Source organism: Achromobacter dolens (assembly GCF_902859745.1).
Classification (GTDB): Bacteria; Pseudomonadota; Gammaproteobacteria; order Burkholderiales; family Burkholderiaceae_B; genus Achromobacter; species Achromobacter dolens.
In genome coordinates, this window is the sequence record NZ_CADIJW010000073.1 from 1 (window position 1) to 19,658 (window position 19,658).

Annotated in this window: 18 protein-coding genes; 11 read left to right on the plus strand and 7 right to left on the minus strand. The window is 67.8% G+C overall.

Annotated elements, in window-relative coordinates:
* The coding region (locus tag HV783_RS27680) for a uracil-DNA glycosylase (RefSeq protein ID WP_437341332.1) at window positions 1-719 on the plus strand (719 nt) is incomplete at its 5' end.
* Between the two features lie 66 nt (window positions 720-785).
* Here the strand turns inward: HV783_RS27680 and lplT are convergent.
* The gene (gene lplT / locus HV783_RS27685) at window positions 786-2,102 is read right to left on the minus strand and encodes a lysophospholipid transporter LplT (protein ID WP_054501592.1); all 1,317 of its coding nucleotides are present in this window, start codon (window positions 2,100-2,102) and stop codon (window positions 786-788) included.
* Between the two features lie 313 nt (window positions 2,103-2,415).
* Between lplT and smc the strand changes: the two genes are divergently transcribed.
* The 3 genes from smc to ligA are packed head-to-tail and all read left to right on the plus strand — an operon-like array spanning window position 2,416 to window position 9,162.
* Entirely contained in the window at window positions 2,416-5,949 is a 3,534-nt protein-coding gene (smc, locus tag HV783_RS27690) for a chromosome segregation protein SMC (protein WP_064526707.1), read from the plus strand.
* A 46-nt stretch (window positions 5,950-5,995) separates the two neighbouring features.
* Entirely contained in the window at window positions 5,996-7,060 is a 1,065-nt protein-coding gene (locus HV783_RS27695) for a cell division protein ZipA C-terminal FtsZ-binding domain-containing protein (RefSeq protein WP_064526710.1), read from the plus strand.
* Window positions 7,060-9,162: an NAD-dependent DNA ligase LigA gene (gene ligA / locus HV783_RS27700; RefSeq protein WP_054501589.1), complete on the plus strand. Its 2,103-nt coding sequence runs from the start codon at window positions 7,060-7,062 to the stop codon at window positions 9,160-9,162. The genes HV783_RS27695 and ligA overlap by 1 nt, the downstream gene beginning before the upstream one ends.
* A gap of 182 nt (window positions 9,163-9,344) precedes the next feature.
* Here the strand turns inward: ligA and HV783_RS27705 are convergent, their stop codons facing one another.
* The 4 genes from HV783_RS27705 to msrB all read right to left on the minus strand — a co-directional run bounded on the left by HV783_RS27705 (window position 9,345) and on the right by msrB (window position 11,434).
* Window positions 9,345-10,121 carry a peptidylprolyl isomerase gene (locus tag HV783_RS27705; RefSeq protein ID WP_054501588.1) on the minus strand — a complete coding sequence of 259 codons (777 nt, stop codon included), beginning with the start codon at window positions 10,119-10,121 and terminating at the stop codon, window positions 9,345-9,347.
* A 17-nt stretch (window positions 10,122-10,138) separates the two neighbouring features.
* Window positions 10,139-10,408, minus strand: coding sequence for a BolA family protein (locus HV783_RS27710; RefSeq protein ID WP_081273555.1), 270 nt, complete (start codon window positions 10,406-10,408; stop codon window positions 10,139-10,141).
* A 70-nt stretch (window positions 10,409-10,478) separates the two neighbouring features.
* On the minus strand, window positions 10,479-11,039 hold the full coding sequence (locus HV783_RS27715) for a septation protein A (RefSeq protein WP_054501586.1): 561 nt from the start codon (window positions 11,037-11,039) through the stop codon (window positions 10,479-10,481).
* A complete protein-coding gene (gene msrB / locus HV783_RS27720) occupies window positions 11,036-11,434 on the minus strand; it encodes a peptide-methionine (R)-S-oxide reductase MsrB (RefSeq protein ID WP_054501585.1) in 399 nt (132 codons plus the stop codon). Before msrB ends, HV783_RS27715 begins: the two co-directional genes overlap by 4 nt.
* A gap of 52 nt (window positions 11,435-11,486) precedes the next feature.
* On the opposite strand from msrB, the gene HV783_RS27725 reads away from it, so the two are divergent.
* From HV783_RS27725 to HV783_RS27755, 7 genes are all read left to right on the plus strand, one after another.
* Complete coding sequence (locus HV783_RS27725; RefSeq protein ID WP_175190259.1) at window positions 11,487-12,164, plus strand: energy-coupling factor ABC transporter ATP-binding protein; 678 nt, start codon at window positions 11,487-11,489, stop codon at window positions 12,162-12,164.
* Entirely contained in the window at window positions 12,161-12,757 is a 597-nt protein-coding gene (locus HV783_RS27730; protein ID WP_116792019.1) for an energy-coupling factor transporter transmembrane component T family protein, read from the plus strand. The genes HV783_RS27725 and HV783_RS27730 overlap by 4 nt, the downstream gene beginning before the upstream one ends.
* A gap of 53 nt (window positions 12,758-12,810) precedes the next feature.
* A complete protein-coding gene (locus HV783_RS27735; RefSeq protein WP_054501582.1) occupies window positions 12,811-13,368 on the plus strand; it encodes a biotin transporter BioY in 558 nt (185 codons plus the stop codon).
* A gap of 249 nt (window positions 13,369-13,617) precedes the next feature.
* Window positions 13,618-14,781, plus strand: a complete 1,164-nt coding sequence (locus HV783_RS27740; protein WP_006389246.1) for an ABC transporter substrate-binding protein — start codon at window positions 13,618-13,620, stop codon at window positions 14,779-14,781.
* A 130-nt stretch (window positions 14,782-14,911) separates the two neighbouring features.
* Window positions 14,912-15,949 (plus strand): branched-chain amino acid ABC transporter permease, encoded by a 1,038-nt coding sequence (locus HV783_RS27745; protein WP_026382592.1) that lies wholly within the window; start codon window positions 14,912-14,914, stop codon window positions 15,947-15,949.
* Between the two features lie 5 nt (window positions 15,950-15,954).
* Entirely contained in the window at window positions 15,955-17,793 is a 1,839-nt protein-coding gene (locus tag HV783_RS27750) for a branched-chain amino acid ABC transporter ATP-binding protein/permease (protein WP_020924721.1), read from the plus strand.
* Complete coding sequence (locus tag HV783_RS27755) at window positions 17,790-18,554, plus strand: ABC transporter ATP-binding protein (RefSeq protein ID WP_006389249.1); 765 nt, start codon at window positions 17,790-17,792, stop codon at window positions 18,552-18,554. Before HV783_RS27750 ends, HV783_RS27755 begins: the two co-directional genes overlap by 4 nt.
* 22 nt (window positions 18,555-18,576) lie before the next feature.
* On the opposite strand, the gene HV783_RS27760 is transcribed toward HV783_RS27755, so the two are convergent.
* Window positions 18,577-18,984 carry an ASCH domain-containing protein gene (locus HV783_RS27760; protein WP_175190260.1) on the minus strand — a complete coding sequence of 136 codons (408 nt, stop codon included), beginning with the start codon at window positions 18,982-18,984 and terminating at the stop codon, window positions 18,577-18,579.
* Window positions 18,981-19,658 (minus strand): phospholipase domain-containing protein (locus HV783_RS27765; RefSeq protein WP_175190261.1); only part of this gene is annotated, 678 nt, incomplete at its 5' end. The genes HV783_RS27765 and HV783_RS27760, both read right to left, overlap by 4 nt.

The following is a 19,658-nucleotide window of genomic DNA, read 5'->3' on the forward strand; positions in this document are numbered from 1 at the left end:
CGCCGCCGCCGCCGGCAGTGGCGCAGGCCCAGGCGCCCGCCGCCCGGCCAGCCGGCCCGGGACCGGGCCTGCGCAATGGTCCGCCGCCGAAGCCGGTCCCCAAGGCGGCGGTCGAAGAGGCCGCGCCGGTGGTCATTCCGGTCGCCGAAGCGGTCAAGAATGCCAACCTGGATGAATTGCGCGAGCAGGTGCTGGCCTGCACCGCCTGTGGCCTGTGCGGCGGCCGGCGCCACGCGGTGTTCGGCCACGGCGGCCAGCCCACGCGTTGGCTGGTGGTGGGCGAGGCGCCGGGCGAGCAGGAAGATCGGCAGGGCCAGCCCTTCGTTGGCCGCTCCGGACAATTGCTGGATGCCATGCTGTCCGCCGTCGGCATGAGCCGCGAGCGCGATGTCTTCATCGCCAATGTGATCAAGTGCCGTCCGCCGGGCAACCGCAATCCCAAGCCCGAGGAAATCGCCGCCTGCAGTCCCTACCTGATGCGCCAGATCGCGCTGCTCAAGCCCGAACGCATCCTGGTGCTGGGCCGCTTTGCCGCCCAGACGCTGCTGGGCACGGACGCCACCATCGGCAGCCTGCGCGGTCGCGTGCATCAGATGAAAACGGACGAGGGGCGCGAAATTCCGGTGGTGGTGAGCTATCACCCGGCCTACCTGCTACGCAGCCCGGCCGAGAAGGCGCGGGCCTGGCAGGACCTGAAATTGGCGGCCCGGCAGTCATAGGCCCGCGATGTCGCGCAGACCCGGGGGGCGCCGGGCCGGGGCCGCGCGGACGGCCCGCCGTCGGATTCAGCGGGTGTGCGAGTCCAGCGCGTGACCGTGGCCTTCCTGGCCGATCTGGTCGTGCAGTTCGGGATTGGCCGCCAGGTTGCGCTTGCTCCAGCGCATGAATACCACCATCAGCACGGCCACCACGGTGCCGAAGATCACGATGATGATGTTGATGGGCAGTTGCAGCCATAGCAGCAGCGTGTACACGGCCACCATCAGCAGGATGTTGAGCTGCTCGTTGAAGTTCTGCACGGCGATCGAGTGGCCGGCCGACAGCAGCACGTGGCCGCGATGCTGCAGCAGGGCGTTCATCGGCACCACGAAAAAGCCCGCCAGCCCGCCGGTCAGCAACAGCAGCAGGTAGACGCTCCAGGGCGAATAGACCAGCGGCATCAGCAGCACCACCAGGCCCATGGCCGCGCCCACCGGCAGCACCGATAGCGCGCGGCGCAGCGGAATGCGGCCGGCCAGGATCGAACCCACCACGGTGCCCAGGGCGGCCACGCCCATCAGCATGGAGGCCTTGTCGAGCTGGTAGCCCAGGTGGCTGCGGCCCCATTCGATGACGATCAACTGCAGCGTGGCGCCGGCGCCCCAGAACAGGGTGGTGACGGCCAGCGAGATCTGGCCCAGCTTGTCCTTCCAGAGGACGCGGACGTAGCCCCAGAAGGTGCCCATCAGCTTGATGGGGTTCTTCTGCTGCGGCGGATAGCGCACGTGGGTGTGCGGGATCAGCAGGTTGCACAGCGCTGCCAGCAGGTAGACGAAGGCGATCACCAGGATGGCCGCCTCGGCCGGGGTGTGCACCAGCTTGCCGATGAAGGAATGTTGCAGCAGTGCCGTTGAGACGGTGTTGGAGATCAGCAGGCCGCCGAGCACGGTGCCCAGGATGATGGAGAAGACGGTCAGGCCCTCGATCCAGCTATTGCCCTTGACCAGCATGCTGGGGGGCAGCATTTCGGTGACGATCCCGTACTTGGCGGGGGAGTAGGCGGCGGCGCCGATGCCGACCACGGCGTAGGCCGCGCAGACCAGATAGGTCTGGTATTCAGGCGCCACGCCGATGCTGGCGTAAGAGAACATCAGCAGGCAGCCGGCCACCTTCAGGGCGTTGGTCGAGAACATCACGCGGCCCTTGGGGTACGAGTCGGCGATGGCGCCGACGAAGGCCGCCAGCACCACGTAGGCCAGCGCGAAGGACCATTTCATGATCGGGGCCAGCCAGTCGGGGCCGTGCAGTTCCTGTATCAGGGCGATCGCGGCGATGAATAGCGCGTTGTCCGCCAATGACGAGAAGGCCTGCGCGGCCATGACCAGATAGAAACCTCGTTTCAAGAATGTCCCCGTACTTTGACCTGAGCCCGGTCGGTCTGCGTGAAAATTATGCGTCTTGCGAAAAAGTGTCAGCGAGTATAGCCCGTGCCAGGGGGAGGGCTATTCAGCGTTTGCCCGCGGGTTGCGGCGGATCAGTCGCGCGCCCGCCGAAGGGGCGGGCAGTCCCCGGCTTGACCTTTGCTCACGTTTGGGGACAGACTGCCTGCGGTATCATACGACCCATACGCAAGCCGGCCCTACACGGGCCGGTTTGCAATCTGTGCGGCAGGTCCGTTAACGCCTTTCGTTCAACCCACCCCGTCGTCATCGTACTGTGCGTCTTACTCAGCTCAAACTCGCCGGCTTCAAGTCCTTCGTCGATCCCACCGTGATTCCCGTGCCCAGCCAGTTGGTGGGCGTGGTGGGCCCCAATGGCTGCGGCAAATCGAACATCATCGACGCGGTGCGTTGGGTGCTCGGCGAGGCCAAGGCCTCGGAGCTGCGCGGCGAGTCTATGCAGGACGTCATTTTCAACGGCTCGGGCAACCGCAAGCCGGCGGCCCGCGCGTCGGTCGAAATGGTGTTCGACAACAGTGAAGGCCGCGCGGCCGGGCAATGGAGCACCTACGCCGAGATCGCGGTGCGCCGCGTGCTGACCCGCGACGGCACCAGCAGCTACTTCGTCAATAACCAGCAGGTCCGCCGCCGGGACATCCACGACATCTTCCTGGGCACCGGCCTGGGCGCGCGTGGCTATGCCATCATCGGCCAGGGCATGATCAACCGCCTGATCGAGGCGCGCCCCGAGGAACTGCGGGTGTTCCTGGAAGAGGCTGCCGGCGTGTCGCGCTATAAAGAGCGCCGCCGCGAGACCGAAAACCGCCTGTCCGACACCCGCGAGAACCTGACCCGCGTCGAGGACATCCTGCGCGAACTGAACAGCCAACTGGAAAAGCTGGAGGCGCAGGCCGAGGTCGCCACCCGCTACCGCGAGCTGCAGGCCGATGGCGAAAAGAAGCAGCACGCGCTGTGGTTCCTGAAGGAAACTGGCGCGCGCGAAGAGCGCGCCAGGAAAGCCCAGGAAATGGCCCAGGCCCAGAACGAGCTGGAAGCCGCCATCGCCGGCCTGCGGGCCGGCGAGGCCGCGCTCGAATCCCGGCGCCAGGCCCATTACGCCGCCAGCGACGCCGTCCACACCGCCCAGGGCGCCCTGTACGAGGCCAACGCCCAGGTCAGCCGGCTGGAGGCTGAAATCCGCCACGTGGTGGATTCCCGCAACCGCCTGCAGGCCCGCCGCGATCAGTTGCAGCAGCAGATCGCCGAATGGACCAGCCAACGCGAACACTGCACCGAGCAGATCGCGCAGGCCGAGGAAGACCTGGCCGCCGGCGCCGCCCGCACCGAAGAGGCGCGCGCCGCCGCCGAGGATGCCCAGGCGGCGTTGCCGGCGGTCGAGCAGCGCGTGCGCGAGGCTGCGTCCGGTCGCGACGAAATGCGAGCCGCGCTGGCCCGGGTGGAGCAGAACCTGGCCCTGGTGGCACAGACCCAGCGCGACGCCGACCGCCAGATGCAGGCCCTGGAGCAGCGCCGCGAGCGCCTGCAGCAGGAACTGCGCGAATTGCACAGCCCCGATCCGGCGCGCCTGGAACAACTGGCCGGCGACCGCCTCGCCGGCGAAGACCAGCTCGAGGAGGCGCAGGAAGCGCTGGCGACCCTCGAAGCCCAGGTCCCGGACGCCGATGCCGAGCGCAGCCGCGCCCAGGCCGCCGCCCAGACCGAAGCGCAGAACCTGGCGCGCCTGGAAGCCCGGCTGTCGGCGCTGGTGAAACTGCAGGAAGACGTGCAGAAGCAGGGTGCGCTGGAGCCCTGGCTGGCCAAGCACGAGCTGGCCGGCCTGCCGCGCCTGTGGCAGAAGCTGCATATCGAACCGGGCTGGGAAACCGCCCTGGAAGCCGCCCTGCGCGAGCGCATGGCGTCCCTCGAGGTGCGCAGCCTGGACTGGGCCCGCGCCTTTTCCGAGGACGCGCCGCCCGCCCGCCTGGCCTTCTACCAATTGCCGGTCGCTGCCCCGGCGCCGGCGGCCCCCGCCGGGCTGACGCCGCTGGCCAGCCTGCTGCGCATCACCGACCCCGACCTGCGCACGCTGCTCAATGACTGGCTGGGCGGCATCTACACCGCCCCCGACCTGGCCCAGGCGCTGGCCACTCGCGCCACGCTGCCGGCCGGCGCCGCCTGCGTCGTCAAGGCGGGCCATCTGGTGGATGCGCACAGCGTACGCTTCTATGCCCCGGATTCCGAGCAGGCGGGCCTGCTGGCGCGCCAGCAGGAAATCGAAAACCTGCAACGCGAGATCAAGGCCCAGCAACTCATCACCGACCAGGCCCGCGCCGCCGTCGCCCGCGCCGAGGTGGCCTGGCAGCAGGTCAGCCAGGCTATCGCGCCGGCCCGCCAGCGGGTCGCCGAAGTCACCCGCCGGGTGCACGACATCCAACTGGAACACTCGCGCCTGCAGCAGCAGGCCGAGCAGTCCGGCCAGCACGCCGCGCGCCTGCGCCAGGACCTCGAAGAGATCTCTGCGCACGAGGAAGACCTGCGGGCCACCCGCGAAGAGGCCGAAGCCCGCTTCGAGGCGCTCGATGAAGAGCTGGCCGAGCACCAGTCGCGCTTTGCCGACGCCGAAATGGATGGCGAGACCCTGGCGGCCCAGGCCGAAGCCGCCCGCGCCCGCCTGCGCGAGCTCGAACGGGCCGCGCAGGAAGCCGAATTTGCCGAACGCGGCATCCAGGTCCGCATCACCGACCTGCAGCGCAACCGGCAACTGGCGGCCGACCAGAGCCAGCGTGGCGAGGTCGAGCTCGAGCAATTGCTGGCCGACCTGGTCGACCTGGATGCCTCGGCCTCCCAGGCCGGCCTGCAGGATGCCCTGGAATTGCGCGCCGAGCGCGAAGAGGCGCTGTCGCGCGCCCGCCAGGAGATGGAAAACCTGGCGGCCCTGCTGCGCGGCGCCGACGAAGATCGCATGCAGCAGGAGCGCACGCTCGAACCGCGCCGCGCCCGTATCACCGAGCTGCAGTTGCAGGAGCAGGCGGCGCGCCTGGCCGAGGAGCAATTCACCGAACAGCTCAACGCCCGCGAGGTCGACCGCGAGGCCCTGGCCCAGGACCTGGCCAACCAGCCCGACGAATGGCGCCGCGCGAGCTGGCTGCAATCGGAAGTCACTCGCATCTCGCGCCAGATCGAAGCGCTGGGCTCGGTCAACCTGGCCGCGCTGGACGAACTGAACACCTCGCGCGAGCGCAAGGGCTTCCTGGACGATCAACACCAGGACCTCATGACCGCCATCGAGACCCTGGAAGACGCGATCCGCAAGATCGACCGCGAAACGCGCGACCTGCTGCAAGAGACCTTCAACGTCGTCAATGGCCACTTCGGCGAGCTGTTCCCCAAGCTGTTCGGGGGCGGCGAAGCCAAGCTGACCATGACCGGCGAGGAAATCCTCGACGCCGGCGTGCAGGTCATGGCGCAGCCGCCGGGCAAGCGCAACAGCACCATCCACCTGCTGTCGGGCGGCGAAAAGGCGTTGACCGCCACCGCGCTGGTGTTCGCGCTGTTCAAGCTGAACCCCGCGCCGTTCTGCCTGCTGGATGAGGTGGACGCGCCGCTGGACGACGCCAACACCGAGCGCTACGCCAACCTGGTCGCCAACATGAGCGAGCAGACCCAGTTCCTGTTCATCTCGCACAACAAGATCGCGATGCAGATGGCCAAGCAACTGATCGGCGTCACCATGCAAGAGCAGGGGGTTTCGCGTATCGTTGCGGTAGACATAGATTCGGCCGTCCAGATGATGGCCTCCGAAGCGGCATAAACCCAATATTCAGAATGGCGCCGGCTTCATGGCGCGGGATTTACACATGAGTGATTTGCAGATCGGGCTGATTGCCCTGGGCGTCTTGCTGATACTGCTGGTGCTGGGCTTCAACTGGTGGCAGGACCGCCGCGTCCGCCGCAAGATGCAAAGCCATTTCCCCACCTCCGAGCAGGATCCGCTGCTGGGGGCGGGGGCGGCCAACGCCGCGGGCGGCGCGCCGGTGCGCCGCGAGCCGGGCATGGGCGACGCCCCCAAGGCGTACCCCGAGCAGCCGCGGCCGGTCGACCCGGGCAGCGATGCCGATGACGCCGAGGAACCCGATCCCGCCTGCGAGGTGGTCATCGAGATCAACTTCGCCGAGCCGGTGCGCGGCGCCGACCTGCTGCCCTACATGCAGAGCCTGCGCCAGGTGGGCCGCAAGCCCATGCGCGTGTTCGCCGAGACCGACCAGCGCCGTCACCGCGCGCGCGTGCACACCGGGGAGTCTTATGCCTCGATGCAGCTTGCCGTGCTGCTGGCCAACCGCAGCGGTCCCCTGACCGCGATCGAATGGTCGCAGGCCTGGGCCCGCGCCCAGGACATGGCCGAGCGCTTCGACGCCACCATCGAAGGCCCCGACCAGCAAGCCGTGCTGGAACAGGCCGCGCGCCTGGACGATACCTGCGCCGCGCTGGATACCCAGGTTGGCCTGACGTTGCTGCTGGGCGCCGCCCAGCCTGCCGCCGAGGTGCTGAGCGTCGCCCGCGACGCCGGCTTCGTCGCCGATGGCAACCGTCTGGCCTGGCCGGCGGAGAATGGCGTGGCCCGCTTCACCCTGGCGCGCGCCGACGGCGCCGCCTTCGACGCCGGCATGGGCGGTATCGAGCGCCTGTACCTGTTGCTCGATGTGCCTTGCAGCCCGGCCGACAGCCGCGCCTTTGGCCGCATGGTCGACGTGGGCCGCGAGCTCGCCGCCCGCCTGCGCGCCGATCTGGTCGATGACCAGGGCAAGCCCCTGGCCGATGGCTCGGAAAGCGTCATCGACGAACGGCTGCAGGTGCTGTTCGGCCAGTTGGAGCAGGCCGGCCTGCCCGCAGGCAGCGAGCGCGCGCAGCGGGTGTTTGCATAATGAGCAAGGCCGGAGGGACCCCCGCGGCGGAAACCGCGGCGCGCCTGCGCGCGGAAATCGAGCAGCACAACGTCCGCTATTACGTCTACGACGACCCGTCGATCTCGGATGCCGAGTACGACCGGCTGATGCGAGAGCTGCAGGACCTGGAAGCCGCGCATCCGGAACTGGTCACGCCCGAATCGCCCACGCAGCGGGTCGGCGCGGCGCCGGTCTCGGCCTTCGGCAGCGTGCGCCATGCGGTGCCGATGCTGTCGCTGGGCAATGCCTTCGACGAAGAGGACGTGGTGGCGTTCGACCGCCGCGTTACCGACACGCTGCGCGGCGCCGGCCTGCTGGGCCCGGCGCAGCAGGCGGAATATTTCTGTGAATTGAAGCTCGACGGCCTGGCGATCAGCCTGCGCTACGAGGACGGCCGGCTGGTCCAGGCAGCCACGCGGGGCGACGGCCAGACGGGCGAGGACGTCACTTCCAACATCCGCACGATCAAGGCGATCCCGCTGCAGTTGAGCGGTCCGGCGCCCAAGGTGCTGGAAGTCCGCGGCGAAGTGCTGATGAACCGCGCCGATTTCGAGAAGCTCAACGCGGCGCAGGCCAAGCGCGACGAAAAAGTCTTCGTCAACCCGCGCAACGCGGCGGCTGGCAGCCTGCGCCAGCTCGACCCGCGCATCACCGCCAAGCGGCCGCTGCGCTTTTTCGCCTACGGCTGGGGCGAGGTGCAGGGCCTGCCGGGCAGCCAGAGCGGCCTGTTCGACGAGGCGCCGGCCGGCGCGGCGGAGGCCGCCGCCACCTTGCCCGAGAAATCGCACGGCGCCATGCTCGATTGGTTGGCCGCGCTCGGCCTGCCCGTCAACGTCAAGCACAACCATCGCGCCACCGGCGCCGAGGGCCTGATGGCCTTCTACGCCAAGGTCGGCGCCTTGCGCCCCGAGCTGCCCTACGACATCGACGGTGTGGTCTACAAGGTGGATTCGCTGCCGGCGCAGAAGTTGCTGGGTTTCGTGGCGCGGGCGCCGCGCTTCGCCCTGGCGCATAAATTTCCGGCCGAAGAGGCCACCACCACGCTGTTGGACATCGAGGTGCAGGTCGGCCGCACCGGCGCGATCACGCCGGTGGCGCGGCTCAAGCCGGTGTTCGTCGGCGGCGTGACCGTCACCAACGCCACGCTGCACAACGAAGACGAGATCCGCCGCAAGGACGTGCGCATCGGTGACACCGTCATCGTGCGGCGCGCGGGCGACGTCATCCCGGAGGTGGTGGGGGCCGTGCTCGAAAAACGTCCCGCCGACGCGCGCGAGTTCGTCATGCCCAAGGCCTGCCCGGTCTGTGGCTCGGCGATCGAGCGCCTGGAGGATGAGACCATCGCCCGCTGCACCGGCGGCCTGTTCTGCGCCGCGCAGCGCAAGCAGACCCTGTGGCATGCCGCCAGCCGCAAGGCGCTCGACATCGAGGGCCTGGGCGAGAAACTGGTGGAACAACTGGTGGACAGCGGCCGCGTCAAGTCGCTGGCCGACCTGTTCAGCCTGCGTCCGCTCGAGCTGGTGGGGCTGGACCGCATGGGCCAGAAGTCGGCCGACAATCTGGTCGCGGCCATCGACAAGGCCCGCGCGCCGGCGCTGGGACGCCTGCTGTTCGCGCTGGGCATCCGCCACGTTGGCGAGACCACGGCGCGCGACGTCGCGCGGCATTTTGGCAGCATCGAAGCCATCATGGATGCCGACGAGGATGCGCTGTCCTCGGTGCCTGACGTGGGGCCGGTGGTGGCGGGTTCGATCCGCCGCTTTTTTGCCGAGCAGCACAACCGTGACGTGATCGACCAGCTCAAGGCGCAGGGAGTGCATCCGGTGGCCGAAGCCGTGCCGCAGGACACCACGCTGGCAGGCAAGACCTTCGTGCTGACCGGCACGCTGCCCAATTGGACCCGCGAGGAAGCGTCCATGCGCATCCAGGCCGCGGGCGGCAAGGTCAGCGGCTCCGTGTCCAAGAAGACCGCCTATCTGGTGGCGGGCGAAGACGCCGGCAGCAAGCTCACCAAGGCCCAGGAATTGGGCGTTACGGTGTTGGATGAGGATGCGCTGAAGGCGTTGCTGGGCGTGTCCTGATCGCGCCGGGGCCGCACGCCGGCCCGTTCCCCCGCTCTGTCAAACAGGCCGCCCGCGCTTGGCGCACGGCCTGTTTTCATTTCCGGCCCGGTCGCCACGATGCCATGTCGACATCTGCGGGAAAAAAAACTGCCCGCGCAGGGCGGGCAGTTTTTTCGGGGGGAAGACGGAAGACGCCAGATTTACTGGATCTTGGCCTTTTCGCGCAGTTCCTTCTGGTAGTCGGCCAGGGTTTGCTGGCGCAGCATTTCTTCCAGTTGCGGACGGACCTGGTCCAGCGGCGGGAATTCGACCGGGCGGGTGTCGTCGACCATGATGATGTGCCAGCCGAACTGGGTCTGCACCGGCTTGTCGACCAGTTGGCCCTTCTTGAGCTGGGTCACGGCCTGGGCGAACGGCTGGACGTAGTTGGTGGGAGGGGCCCAACCCAGGTCGCCACCCTTTTCGGCGCTGCCGGGATCCTTGGAGTTCTTCTTGGCCAGGTCGTCGAACTTGCCCTTGTTGCTCTTCAACTGGGCCAGCAGGTCGTTGGCGGTTTTTTCGTCTTCGACCAGGATGTGACGGACCTTGTATTCCATCTTGCCGGCCTGTTCTTTCTTGATCTTCTCGTATTCAGCCGTGACCTTGGCGTCCGACACCGGGTGCTTGGCCAGGTAGTCGGCCATCAGGGCGCGGACCAGGATGCCCTGGCGGGCCAGTTCGATTTCGGTCTGGACGTCGGCCTGCTTGGCGATGCCGCCGGCTTCGGCCGCTTGCACGAAGACCTGGCGGTTGATCATTTCCTGCTTGACCTGTTCACGCAACTGGGGCGAATCGGTGGCGCCCTGGCTGACCAGCAGCTTGACGAATTGATCCAGGCTCTTCTGCGGAATGGCCTTGCCGTTGACGGTGGCGACGTTCTGGGCAAAAGCGGGCACGGCGATGACGCAGGCGGCGGCCAGCATGACGATGCGTTTCATGAATATCCTTTTACTTTCTATTTGGGAGCCTGGGCGTCTAGCGCAAGCGCATGAATCGGATAGGGGATCAAATCTTGCAAATGATGATACACCAGCCGATGTCGCGCCACGGGGTTCAGTCCTGCAAAACAGGGCGCCACGATGTGCACGCGATAATGGCCGGCGCCGTTTTTACTGCCTTCGTGACCGGCATGCAAATGCGATTCGTCCTGGATCTCGAGGGAAACCGGTTCCAGGATGGCCAGGCGCTCCCGGATCAGGGTGATGCGGTCGGTGGTCTCTGACATGGGGTCGATCGTAAAGTTCCGGCGCGCCGGGGGCGCGCCGTGTGGGGAAAGATGCCTCGGCGCTGCGGCGTCAGGCCTTGGGCGGGGTGGAGTCGTCAGCCTGGATATGCTTGCCCAGCCAGAGGGACTGGCCGATGACGAAGACGATCATCAGGCCCATCAGGCCGAAGGCCTTGAAGCTGACCCACTGGGATTCGGTGAAATGCCCCGAAAACGCCACGTAGAGATTGATGGCGCCGGCGAACAGGAAAAAACCAGCCCAGATCAGATTGAGCTTGTCCCAGGCAGCGTCTGGAAGCTGGATCTGTTTTTCCATGAGGCGGCGGATCAGGTTGCGGCCGAACAGCAGGCGGGCGAACACCAGCGCGCCACCGAACAGCCAGTACAGCACCGTCGGCTTCCATTTGATGAAGACGTCGCTGTGCAGCCAGATGGTGGCGCCGCCGAACACCAGGATCACGGTCAGGTTGATCCAGTGCATGGCTTCGGTCGGCCGGCCGGTGACCTTGAGCCAGACGATCTGCAGCACCGCCGCCGCCATGGCCACGCCGGTCGCCACGAAGATATCCGTGAAGCGGTAGGCCAGGAAGAAAAGAAACAGCGGAAAGAGGTCGAACAGGAACTTCTTCATTCTTCTATGGGTTCGAACGTCATCGACAGGGAATTGATGCAGTAGCGCAGGCCGGTGGGCTCGGGGCCGTCGGGGAAGACGTGGCCCAGGTGCGAATCGCAGACGTTGCACAGCACCTCGGTGCGCACCATGCCGTGCGAGGTGTCGCGCTCCTCGCGCACCAGTTCCGGGTCGAGCGCCTGGAAATAGCTGGGCCAGCCACAGCCGGCGTCGAACTTGGTGTCCGACGCGAACAGCGCCGTGCCACAGCCCACGCAGCGGTAGATGCCCGGGGTGAAGGTATTCCAGTAGCGCCCGGTGAACGCGCGTTCGGTACCCTTTTGGCGGGTGACGACGTATTCTTCCGGGGACAACTGGGCCCGCCATTCGGCGTCGGTTTTGCGTACTTTGTCCATATCAGCTCTTGGAGTCCCGATGCCCGAAATGGTTCGGGCATAATCCCGCCCCATGTTAATCGAGTTTGACCAGGCGATTGTATCGACGCCCCAGGCGGAAGTGTTGCGCGGGGTGAGCGTGGCGCTGGGCGGACGCCGGGTCGGCATCGTCGGCCCCAACGGCGCCGGCAAGAGCACGCTGGCGCGGCTGGTCAACGGGCTGGTGCTGCCGACCTCCGGCAGCGTGCGCGTCGGCGGCCTGGACACCCGGCATGAACTGAAGGCGGTGCGCCGCCAGGTGGGTTTCGTGTTCCAGAACCCCGAGAACCAGATCGTTTTTCCGATCGTGCGCGAGGACCTGGCGTTCGGCCTGAAGCACCTTGAGCCCGACCGCGCGCAACGCGAGGCCCGCATCGAGGCCGCGCTGGGCGCCCTGGGCGTGGCGCACCTGGCGGATCGCACCAGCCACACGCTGTCCGGCGGCGAGCGCCAGTTGGTGGCGCTGGCGGCGGTGCTGGTGATGCGGCCCGGGCTGGTGGTGTTCGACGAACCCACCACCCAGCTCGACCTGCGCAACCGCAATCAGGTGCGCGACGCCATCGCCGCCATGCCGCAGGACGCGATCGTGGTCAGCCACGACCTGGCGCTGCTGGAAGATTTCGAGCGGGTGCTGGTGATTCAGGATGGCGCCATCGCCGCCGACGACGAGCCGGCCGCCGCGCTGCGCTGGTACCGGAATCACTGCGCGTGATCGAACCCCTATATATTCCCGGCGACTCGCCACTGCACCGGCTGCCCGCCGGCCTGAAGCTGCTGGCGCTGGCCGCAGCCGGCGCCGGATTGTTCCTGGTGCGCGATCCCGCCCTCCTGGCGGGCGCCTGCGCGGTCGCCGGCCTGCTGCTGTGGTGCGCCGGCGCCACCCCCGGCGGCATCTGGCGCCAGGTGCGCGGCCTGGTCTGGGTGTTGCTGGCCGTCGGCGCCTTCACGGCCTGGTTCCAGGGCTGGCGCGAGGCGTTGACGGTGCTCTTGCGCATCGCGGCGATGGTCGGCCTGGCACTGGCGGTGACGCTGTCGACCCGCAGTTCGGACCTGATCGCCGTGTGTGAACGGGTGCTGATGCCGTTGCAGCGCGTCGGCCTGCTGGACGCCGGCAAGGTGTCGCTGGCGTTGGCGCTGGCGTTGCGCTTCGTGCCGGAGATCTGGCGCAATTTCCACGAGATCCGCGAGGCCCAGGCGGCGCGCGGACTGGGTGCCAACCCGGTGGCGCTGATCGTGCCGCTGGTGGTGCTGACGTTGAAGCGCGCGCAGGAAGTGGCCGAGGCCATCGACGCCCGCAGCGTGTGACTGTCCAACCTCATCCCTGATTCCCTGTCCCACTAGATAGAAAGGGCATTGCCATGAAATCCAATAACACCGTGCTGGTGGCACTGTTCGCCGCGCTGATCGTGGTGCTGAGCCTGATTCCGCCGATCCCGCTGCCGGGCATTCCGGTGCCGATCACACTGCAGACACTGGGCGCGATGCTGGCCGGCGCCATGCTGGGGCCCGGGCGCGGCGCGCTCGCCTGCCTGCTGTATCTGGCGTTGGCGGCCATCGGCCTGCCGGTGCTGCCGGGCGGGCGCGGCGGCCTGGGCGCGTTCTTCGGGCCGACCGGCGGCTTCCTGGTGGGGCTGGTGGCGGGCGCGTTCGTGACCGGCTGGCTTGCGCGTCGCCTGACGGGCAGGGCGGCGGGATTCGGCGGCCAACTGGCCGGCTGCGCCATCGCCTGCGTCCTCGGCGGCATCGTGGTGGTCTATGCGTTCGGCGTGCCATGGCTGGCGACGGTCACCAAGATGGGGCTGGCCAAGGCCGCGGTGGCGGTGGCGGTATTCGTGCCGGGCGACCTGATCAAGGCCGCGCTGGCGGCGTGGGTGGCGACGCGGGTCGAACGGGTGTGGCCGATGCGCGGCCGCTGAACGTCGCGCCGGCGGGCCCTGTCCAAGGGAATCCCCCAACTGACGCCCGCGAGCCTTTCAAGTACAAGTTCGCCATTAACGAATGCGTTTGCTGAATTGTGGTTTCTGTAGCACGTCAGGGATTTACCGTAGTTGCGCGAAGTCATCTGATACTGTTTTAACCCTATAATATTTTTTTCTGTATAACTTTAACTAGGCTCGCTTCCGCCTCGTCCGGGGCAAAAAAAGAGCCACCACAGGAGACAAAACATGCGCAAGCACTTCGGCTTGTCCGCGGCCGCCGCCGCCGTTGCCCTGACCCTGCCGCTGCTGGCCAGCGCCCAGGTCAAGGTGGGTGTGACGGTGTCCAGCACCGGCCCCGCCGCATCGCTGGGCATCCCCGAGCGCAACACGGTCGCGCTGCTGCCCAAGGAAGTGGCGGGCCAGAAGATCGAGTGGATCGTCCTGGACGACGCCACCGACACGACCCAAGCCGTCAAGAACTCGCGCAAGCTGGCGTCCGACGACAAGGTCGACGTGCTGATCGGCACGTCGGTCACGCCGGGCTCGCTGGCCATGGTGGACGTGGCCGCCGAAGCCAAGGTGCCGATGATCAGCGTGGCCGCCAGCGCCAAGATCGTCGAACCCGTGGACGACAAGCGCCGCTGGGTCTTCAAGACCCCGCAGAACGACGCCCTGATGGCCGGCGCGCTGGCCGACGCCATGTCCAAGTCCAAGGTCAAGACGCTCGGCTTCATCGGCTTTGCCGACGCCTATGGCGACGGCTGGCTGGACGTGATGCAGAAGGCCGCCAAGGCCAAGGGCATCGAGATCGTCTCCATCGAAAAATACAGCCGCACCGACACCAGCGTCACGGGCCAGGTGCTCAAGCTGATCGGCGCCAAGCCCGACGCCATCCTGATCGCCGGCGCCGGCACCCCGTCCGCGCTGCCGCAAAAGGAACTGAAGGCCCGCAACTACGGCGGCACCATCTACCAGACCCACGGCGCCGCCAACAACGACGTGCTGCGCGTCTGCGGCAAGGACTGCGACGGCATGTACCTGCCGGCCGGCCCGCTGCTGGTCGCGGCCCAACTGCCCGACAGCAACCCGGTCAAGAAGTCGGCCCTGGCCTACGTCGAGACCTACGAGAAGGCGAACGGCGCCGGCTCGACCAACACCTTTGGCGGCCACATGTGGGATGCCGGCCAATTGGTGGTGGCGGCCTTGCCCGCGGCCCTGAAGACCGGCGCCAAGCCGGGCACGCCGGAATTCCGCGCCGCCATGCGCGACGCCCTGGAAAACGTCAAGGACCTGGCCGCCTCGCAAGGCGTGTTCAACATGTCGCCGACGGACCACGCCGGCTTCGACGAGCGTTCGCGCGTCATCGTCAAGGTCGAAGGCGGCAAGTGGGTCTACCAGCCCGGCCTGTAATCTCCCTGGATTGCCCGATCCAAGGGCGCCCCTTGCGGGCGCCCCATGCTTCGCACCGGCCTCTCCGGCCGGTGTGTCGTATCAGTGTTCCGGGCGGGGTCGGAACACCAAGAATCAATAAGGTTGTTAGATGGATTCCTCAATTGCGCTGATTCTGCTGCAAGACGGTATCGTCAACGGCGCCATCTATGCCCTGCTGGGCATGGCGCTGGTGCTGGTGTTCGCCGTTACGCGCGTCATTTTCATTCCCCAGGGCGAGTTCGTGGCGTTCGGCGCCCTGACGCTCGCGATGCTGGTGGACGGCAAGGTGCCCGGCACCGCCTATCTCCTGCCGCTGCTGGGCGTGGTGTGCCTGGCGCTCGAGCTGCTGCGCGCGCTGCGGACCCGCAGCGCGGCTGGCCTGCCCAAGGCCGTGTTGACCTGTCTCGTCGTGCCGCTCGCGTTGCTGTGGCTGACGACCACTTATACCGCCGCAGGCAATTCGCTGTGGCTCAACATGCTGCTGACGCTGCTGCTGGTGATCCCGATGGGCCCGATGGTCTATCGCATCGTCTACCAGCCGCTGGCCGAGGCCACCGTGCTGGTGCTGCTGATCGTGTCGGTGGCGGTGCACTTCGCGCTGACCGGCCTGGCCCTGGTGTTCTTCGGCGCCGAAGGCTGGCGCACGCCCGCGTTCGTGAGCGGCCAGGTCGACCTGGGCTTCACCACCTGGTCGGCGCAGAGCCTGTTCGTGGTCGCGACCTGCGCGCTGCTGATCATCGCGCTGTGGCTGTTCTTCGGCAAGACGCTGTACGGCCGCGCGCTGCGCGCCACCGCCGTCAACCGCCGCGGCGCGCGCCTGGTGGGCATCAGCACCACCATGTCGGGCAGCCTGACCTTCACGCTGGCCACCGCCATCGGCGCCATGTCCGGGATGCTGATCGCGCCCATCACCACGGTCTACTACGACACGGGCTTCCTGATCGGCCTGAAGGGCTTTGTCGGCGCCATCATCGGCGGTTTGGCCAGCTACCCCGTGGCGGCCGCCGGCTCGCTGCTGGTGGGCGTGCTGGAATCGTTCTCGTCCTTCTGGGCCAGCGCCTACAAGGAAGTGATCGTCTTCACCTTGATTATCCCGGTTCTGGTCTGGCGTTCGTTCAGCACCCATCACGTGGACGAAGAGGAGTAAACGCCATGAACCGCATTCTGCTTGTCGTCTTCATCGTCGTCCTGGCGGGGCTGCCGCTCTTGCCGGTCACGCCCGAGTTCTGGGTGACGCAACTGAACTACATCGGGCTGGCCAGCCTGGTGGTGCTGGGGCTGGTGCTGCTGACCGGCGTCGGCGGCCTGACCTCGTTCGGCCAGGCCGCGTTCGTCGGCCTGGGCGCGTACACCACCGCCTATCTGACCACGCAATACGACGTGTCGCCCTGGCTGGCGCTGCCCGCCGGCCTGATCCTGACCGCCGTGGTGGCGTACCTGCTGGGCGCGATCACGCTGCGCCTGTCGGGCCACTACCTGCCGCTGGGCACCATCGCCTGGGGCCTGTCGCTGTACTTCCTGTTCGGCAACCTGGACTGGCTGGGCAAGCATGACGGCATCGCCGGCATCGAGCCCATCAGCATCTTCGGCATGTCGCTGGCCAGCGGCCGCCACATCTACTACCTGATCTGGGTGTTCGTGCTGCTGGCGCTGTGGGCGACCCGCAACCTGCTGAACTCGCGTCCGGGCCGCGCCATCCGCGCGCTCAAGAGCGGCGCCGGCATGGCCGAGTCGATGGGCGTGAACACGGCCGCCTACAAGGTCGTGATCTTCGTCTGGGCCGCGCTGCTGGCCTGCGTCTCGGGCTGGCTCTACGCGCACATGCAGCGCGCCGTCAGCCCCAGCCCGTTCGGCATCAACTACGGCATCGAGTACCTGTTCATGGCCGTGGTCGGCGGCGCCGGCTACGTCTGGGGCGCGCTGCTCGGTTCCAGCGTCATCCTGGTGCTCAAGGACCAGTTGCAGAACCTGCTGCCCAAGCTGCTGGACACCAACGCCAACTTCGAGATGATCGTCTTCGGCGTGCTGCTGATCCTGATGCTGCAATACGCCCGCAACGGCCTCTGGCCGATCCTGGCGGGCTGGTGGGGCAGCCTCACCGGCGCCGACGGCTCGCGCCGCAACCTGGCGCCGCCCAAACCGGCGCCGGCGCTGCCGCTGCGCGCGCGGCCACAGGCCGGGCAGGTGGTGCTGGAAGTGGACGCCATCCGCAAGGAATTCGGCGGCCTGGTCGCCGTCAACGACATCAGCTTCAAGGTCCGCTCCGGCGAGATCATGGGCCTGATCGGCCCCAACGGCGCCGGCAAGAGCACCACCTTCAACCTGATCAGCGGCGTACTGCCGGTGACGCGCGGCAAGGTCACCTTCATGGGCGAGCGCATCGACAGCCGTTCGGCCCGCGAGATCGCCAAGCTGGGCGTGGGCCGCACCTTCCAGCACGTGCAGTTGCTGCCGGGCATGACGGTGCTGGAGAACGTCGCGCTGGGCGCGCACCTGCGTTCCGACGTGGGCGTGTGGGCGGGCGCCCTGCACACCGACCGCGCACGCGAGGCGCAACTGCTGCACGAGGCCGCCGAGCAGATCAAGCGCGTCGGCCTGGGCGAATACCTGTACGAACAAGCGGGCAACCTGGCGCTGGGCCAGCAACGCATCCTGGAAATCGCGCGGGCCCTGGCCAGCGATCCGGTGCTGCTGTTGCTGGACGAGCCGGCCGCCGGCCTGCGCTACAAGGAAAAGCAGGACCTGGCGCGCGTGCTGGAACAGTTGCGCGCCGAGGGCATGAGCATTCTGCTGGTGGAACACGACATGGATTTTGTGATGCGCCTGACCAATCACCTGGTGGTGATGGATTTCGGCACCAAGCTGGCCGAAGGCGTGCCGGCCGAGGTGCAACAGAACCCGGCGGTGCTGGAAGCCTACCTGGGCGGCATCGACGACGACCTGCCCGAAGCCGACCAGGCCAAGCCGGTGTCCGCGGGAGGCGTGCAATGACGACGTCCAAACCCGTTCTTGAAGTCAGCAACCTGTCGGCCCGCTACGGCAAGGTCGGCGCGCTGGCCGGCGCCACGCTGACGGTTCCGGCCGGCAGCATCGTCACCGTGATCGGCGCCAACGGCGCCGGCAAGTCGACCATGCTGAACGCCATGATGGGCTCGCTGCCGCAGACCGGCCACGCGGCCGGCTCCGTGCAATACGCGGGCACCGATGTGTCGAGCTGGCCGGTCGAGCGCCGCGTCGCCGCCGGCATGTCGCTGGTGCCCGAGCGGCGCGAGCTGTTCGGCAGCATGTCGGTCGAAGACAACCTGCTGCTGGGCGGTTTCCGCCGCTACCGCGCCCGCGAAAGCGGCTGGCGCGACACGCTCAACGAAGTCTTCGACCTGTTCCCGCGCCTGCGCGAACGCCGCGCCCAGCAGGCCGGCACGCTCTCGGGCGGCGAGCGCCAGATGCTGGCGGTCGGCCGCGCGCTGATGGCCAAGCCGGCGCTGCTGATGCTGGACGAACCCAGCCTGGGCCTGGCGCCGCGCATCGTGCGCGAGATCTTCCACATCATCGCGCGCCTGCGCGAGACCGGCGTGGCGATCCTGCTGGTGGAACAGAACGCGCGCGCGGCGCTGCAGGTGGCCGACTACGGCTACGTGCTCGAGACCGGCGAAGTCATCCTGCATGGTCCGGCGCGCGAGCTGGCCGGCGATCCCAAGGTGATCGAGAGCTATCTCGGCCTGGGCAAGGGCGCGGAGCAGGCCGAGGCCTGATCTCCGCCGCGAGGCGGACGTGTCAGTCCGCCTCGCGTTCAAATACTTCGACCACCCGGAAGCGCTCGCACACCAGCAGCATGTCTGGCGCGTAGCCGCCATTGCGGTCGAAATAGGCGATGTGTCCGGTGCGCCAGACGTCGTAGGGGCCTTCACCCTCGGCCACGGCGAAGGCTTCGTCCACTTCGTCGAAGCGCTGGATCACGATGCTGATCGTCTCGATGGCGCAGGCCGGACGGCGGCGGCCATCCAGCACCACGTCGCGCCGGCCCGGCTCGGGCACCGGTTCCTTCTCGTCGAAGTCGCGCAGCGCGCCGCAGGTCGCGGTCTTGGCGCCCGACAACACCAATGCCAGCAATTCATCGGCCAGCTCGGGCGAATCGCCGAACTGGAAGGTCACGGCGTTCTCGTAAGGGGCGGGCGGTTTCATGCCGGCAGCGTCCAATGCAGAATCAATTCCTGGCCCATCGCGGGGTCGGAGGTGGAGGGAGCGCCGGTTTCGATGCGTCCTGCCAGGCGGCGCAGGAAGCCGGGCGCGTCGTCGGCGCGCACGCTGAAGTCGTACCAGCCGCCGCTGGCGGCCAGGTTCCAGGCCAGGGTGGCGCCGACGCCGGGCGCCAGTGCCGGCTCGTGGTGGCCGGCGTAGCCGTAGGCGTTGGCTTCGACCTGGAAGCCGCGCGCCAATGCGCCCGGGTTGTGCAGTTTCAGGCGCAGCGTCGGCCCGGAGGCATCGCAGATGGCCTCGACCGACAGCGGCTCGGCGTCCGCGTGCAGCCGGCCCGCGACATGACGATGGAAGCCATTGGGGCCAAGCAGCCAAAGATCGTAGCGGCCGTCGTTGCCCGTCACCGGCCAGTTGGCTTCCAGATGCTTGCCGGCCTCGAGGGTGTAGCGGCGCGGGCCGTCCTCCAGGTGCAGGCGGTCGTACACATGCAGCACGGCGCCGGCGGCGCCGCTGTTGTCCATGCGCAGCGCGATGCTGTCCTTGCCCGCGCTGGCCTGCACCGACAGCGCATAGGGCAGCGCGCGCGACGGCCGGGTGCCGGCCGCCTGCCGCGCCAGGGCGGGCCGTGCGGGCGCGGGCGGGGTGACGGTGCCCGGCAG

What these genes read in the sequence shown, in the direction of transcription:
- HV783_RS27710 (WP_081273555.1), bottom strand. Translation starts at nt 10,408, where the DNA reads ATGTCAGAGACCACCGACCGCATCACCCTGATCCGGGAGCGCCTGGCC.
- HV783_RS27755 (WP_006389249.1), top strand. Translation starts at nt 17,790, where the DNA reads ATGACGACGTCCAAACCCGTTCTTGAAGTCAGCAACCTGTCGGCCCGC.
- HV783_RS27745 (WP_026382592.1), top strand. Translation starts at nt 14,912, where the DNA reads ATGGATTCCTCAATTGCGCTGATTCTGCTGCAAGACGGTATCGTCAAC.
- msrB (WP_054501585.1), bottom strand. Translation starts at nt 11,434, where the DNA reads ATGGACAAAGTACGCAAAACCGACGCCGAATGGCGGGCCCAGTTGTCC.
- HV783_RS27750 (WP_020924721.1), top strand. Translation starts at nt 15,955, where the DNA reads ATGAACCGCATTCTGCTTGTCGTCTTCATCGTCGTCCTGGCGGGGCTG.
- HV783_RS27740 (WP_006389246.1), top strand. Translation starts at nt 13,618, where the DNA reads ATGCGCAAGCACTTCGGCTTGTCCGCGGCCGCCGCCGCCGTTGCCCTG.
- HV783_RS27760 (WP_175190260.1), bottom strand. Translation starts at nt 18,984, where the DNA reads ATGAAACCGCCCGCCCCTTACGAGAACGCCGTGACCTTCCAGTTCGGC.
- ligA (WP_054501589.1), top strand. Translation starts at nt 7,060, where the DNA reads ATGAGCAAGGCCGGAGGGACCCCCGCGGCGGAAACCGCGGCGCGCCTG.
- HV783_RS27725 (WP_175190259.1), top strand. Translation starts at nt 11,487, where the DNA reads ATGTTAATCGAGTTTGACCAGGCGATTGTATCGACGCCCCAGGCGGAA.
- HV783_RS27715 (WP_054501586.1), bottom strand. Translation starts at nt 11,039, where the DNA reads ATGAAGAAGTTCCTGTTCGACCTCTTTCCGCTGTTTCTTTTCTTCCTG.
- HV783_RS27735 (WP_054501582.1), top strand. Translation starts at nt 12,811, where the DNA reads ATGAAATCCAATAACACCGTGCTGGTGGCACTGTTCGCCGCGCTGATC.
- HV783_RS27695 (WP_064526710.1), top strand. Translation starts at nt 5,996, where the DNA reads ATGAGTGATTTGCAGATCGGGCTGATTGCCCTGGGCGTCTTGCTGATA.
- HV783_RS27705 (WP_054501588.1), bottom strand. Translation starts at nt 10,121, where the DNA reads ATGAAACGCATCGTCATGCTGGCCGCCGCCTGCGTCATCGCCGTGCCC.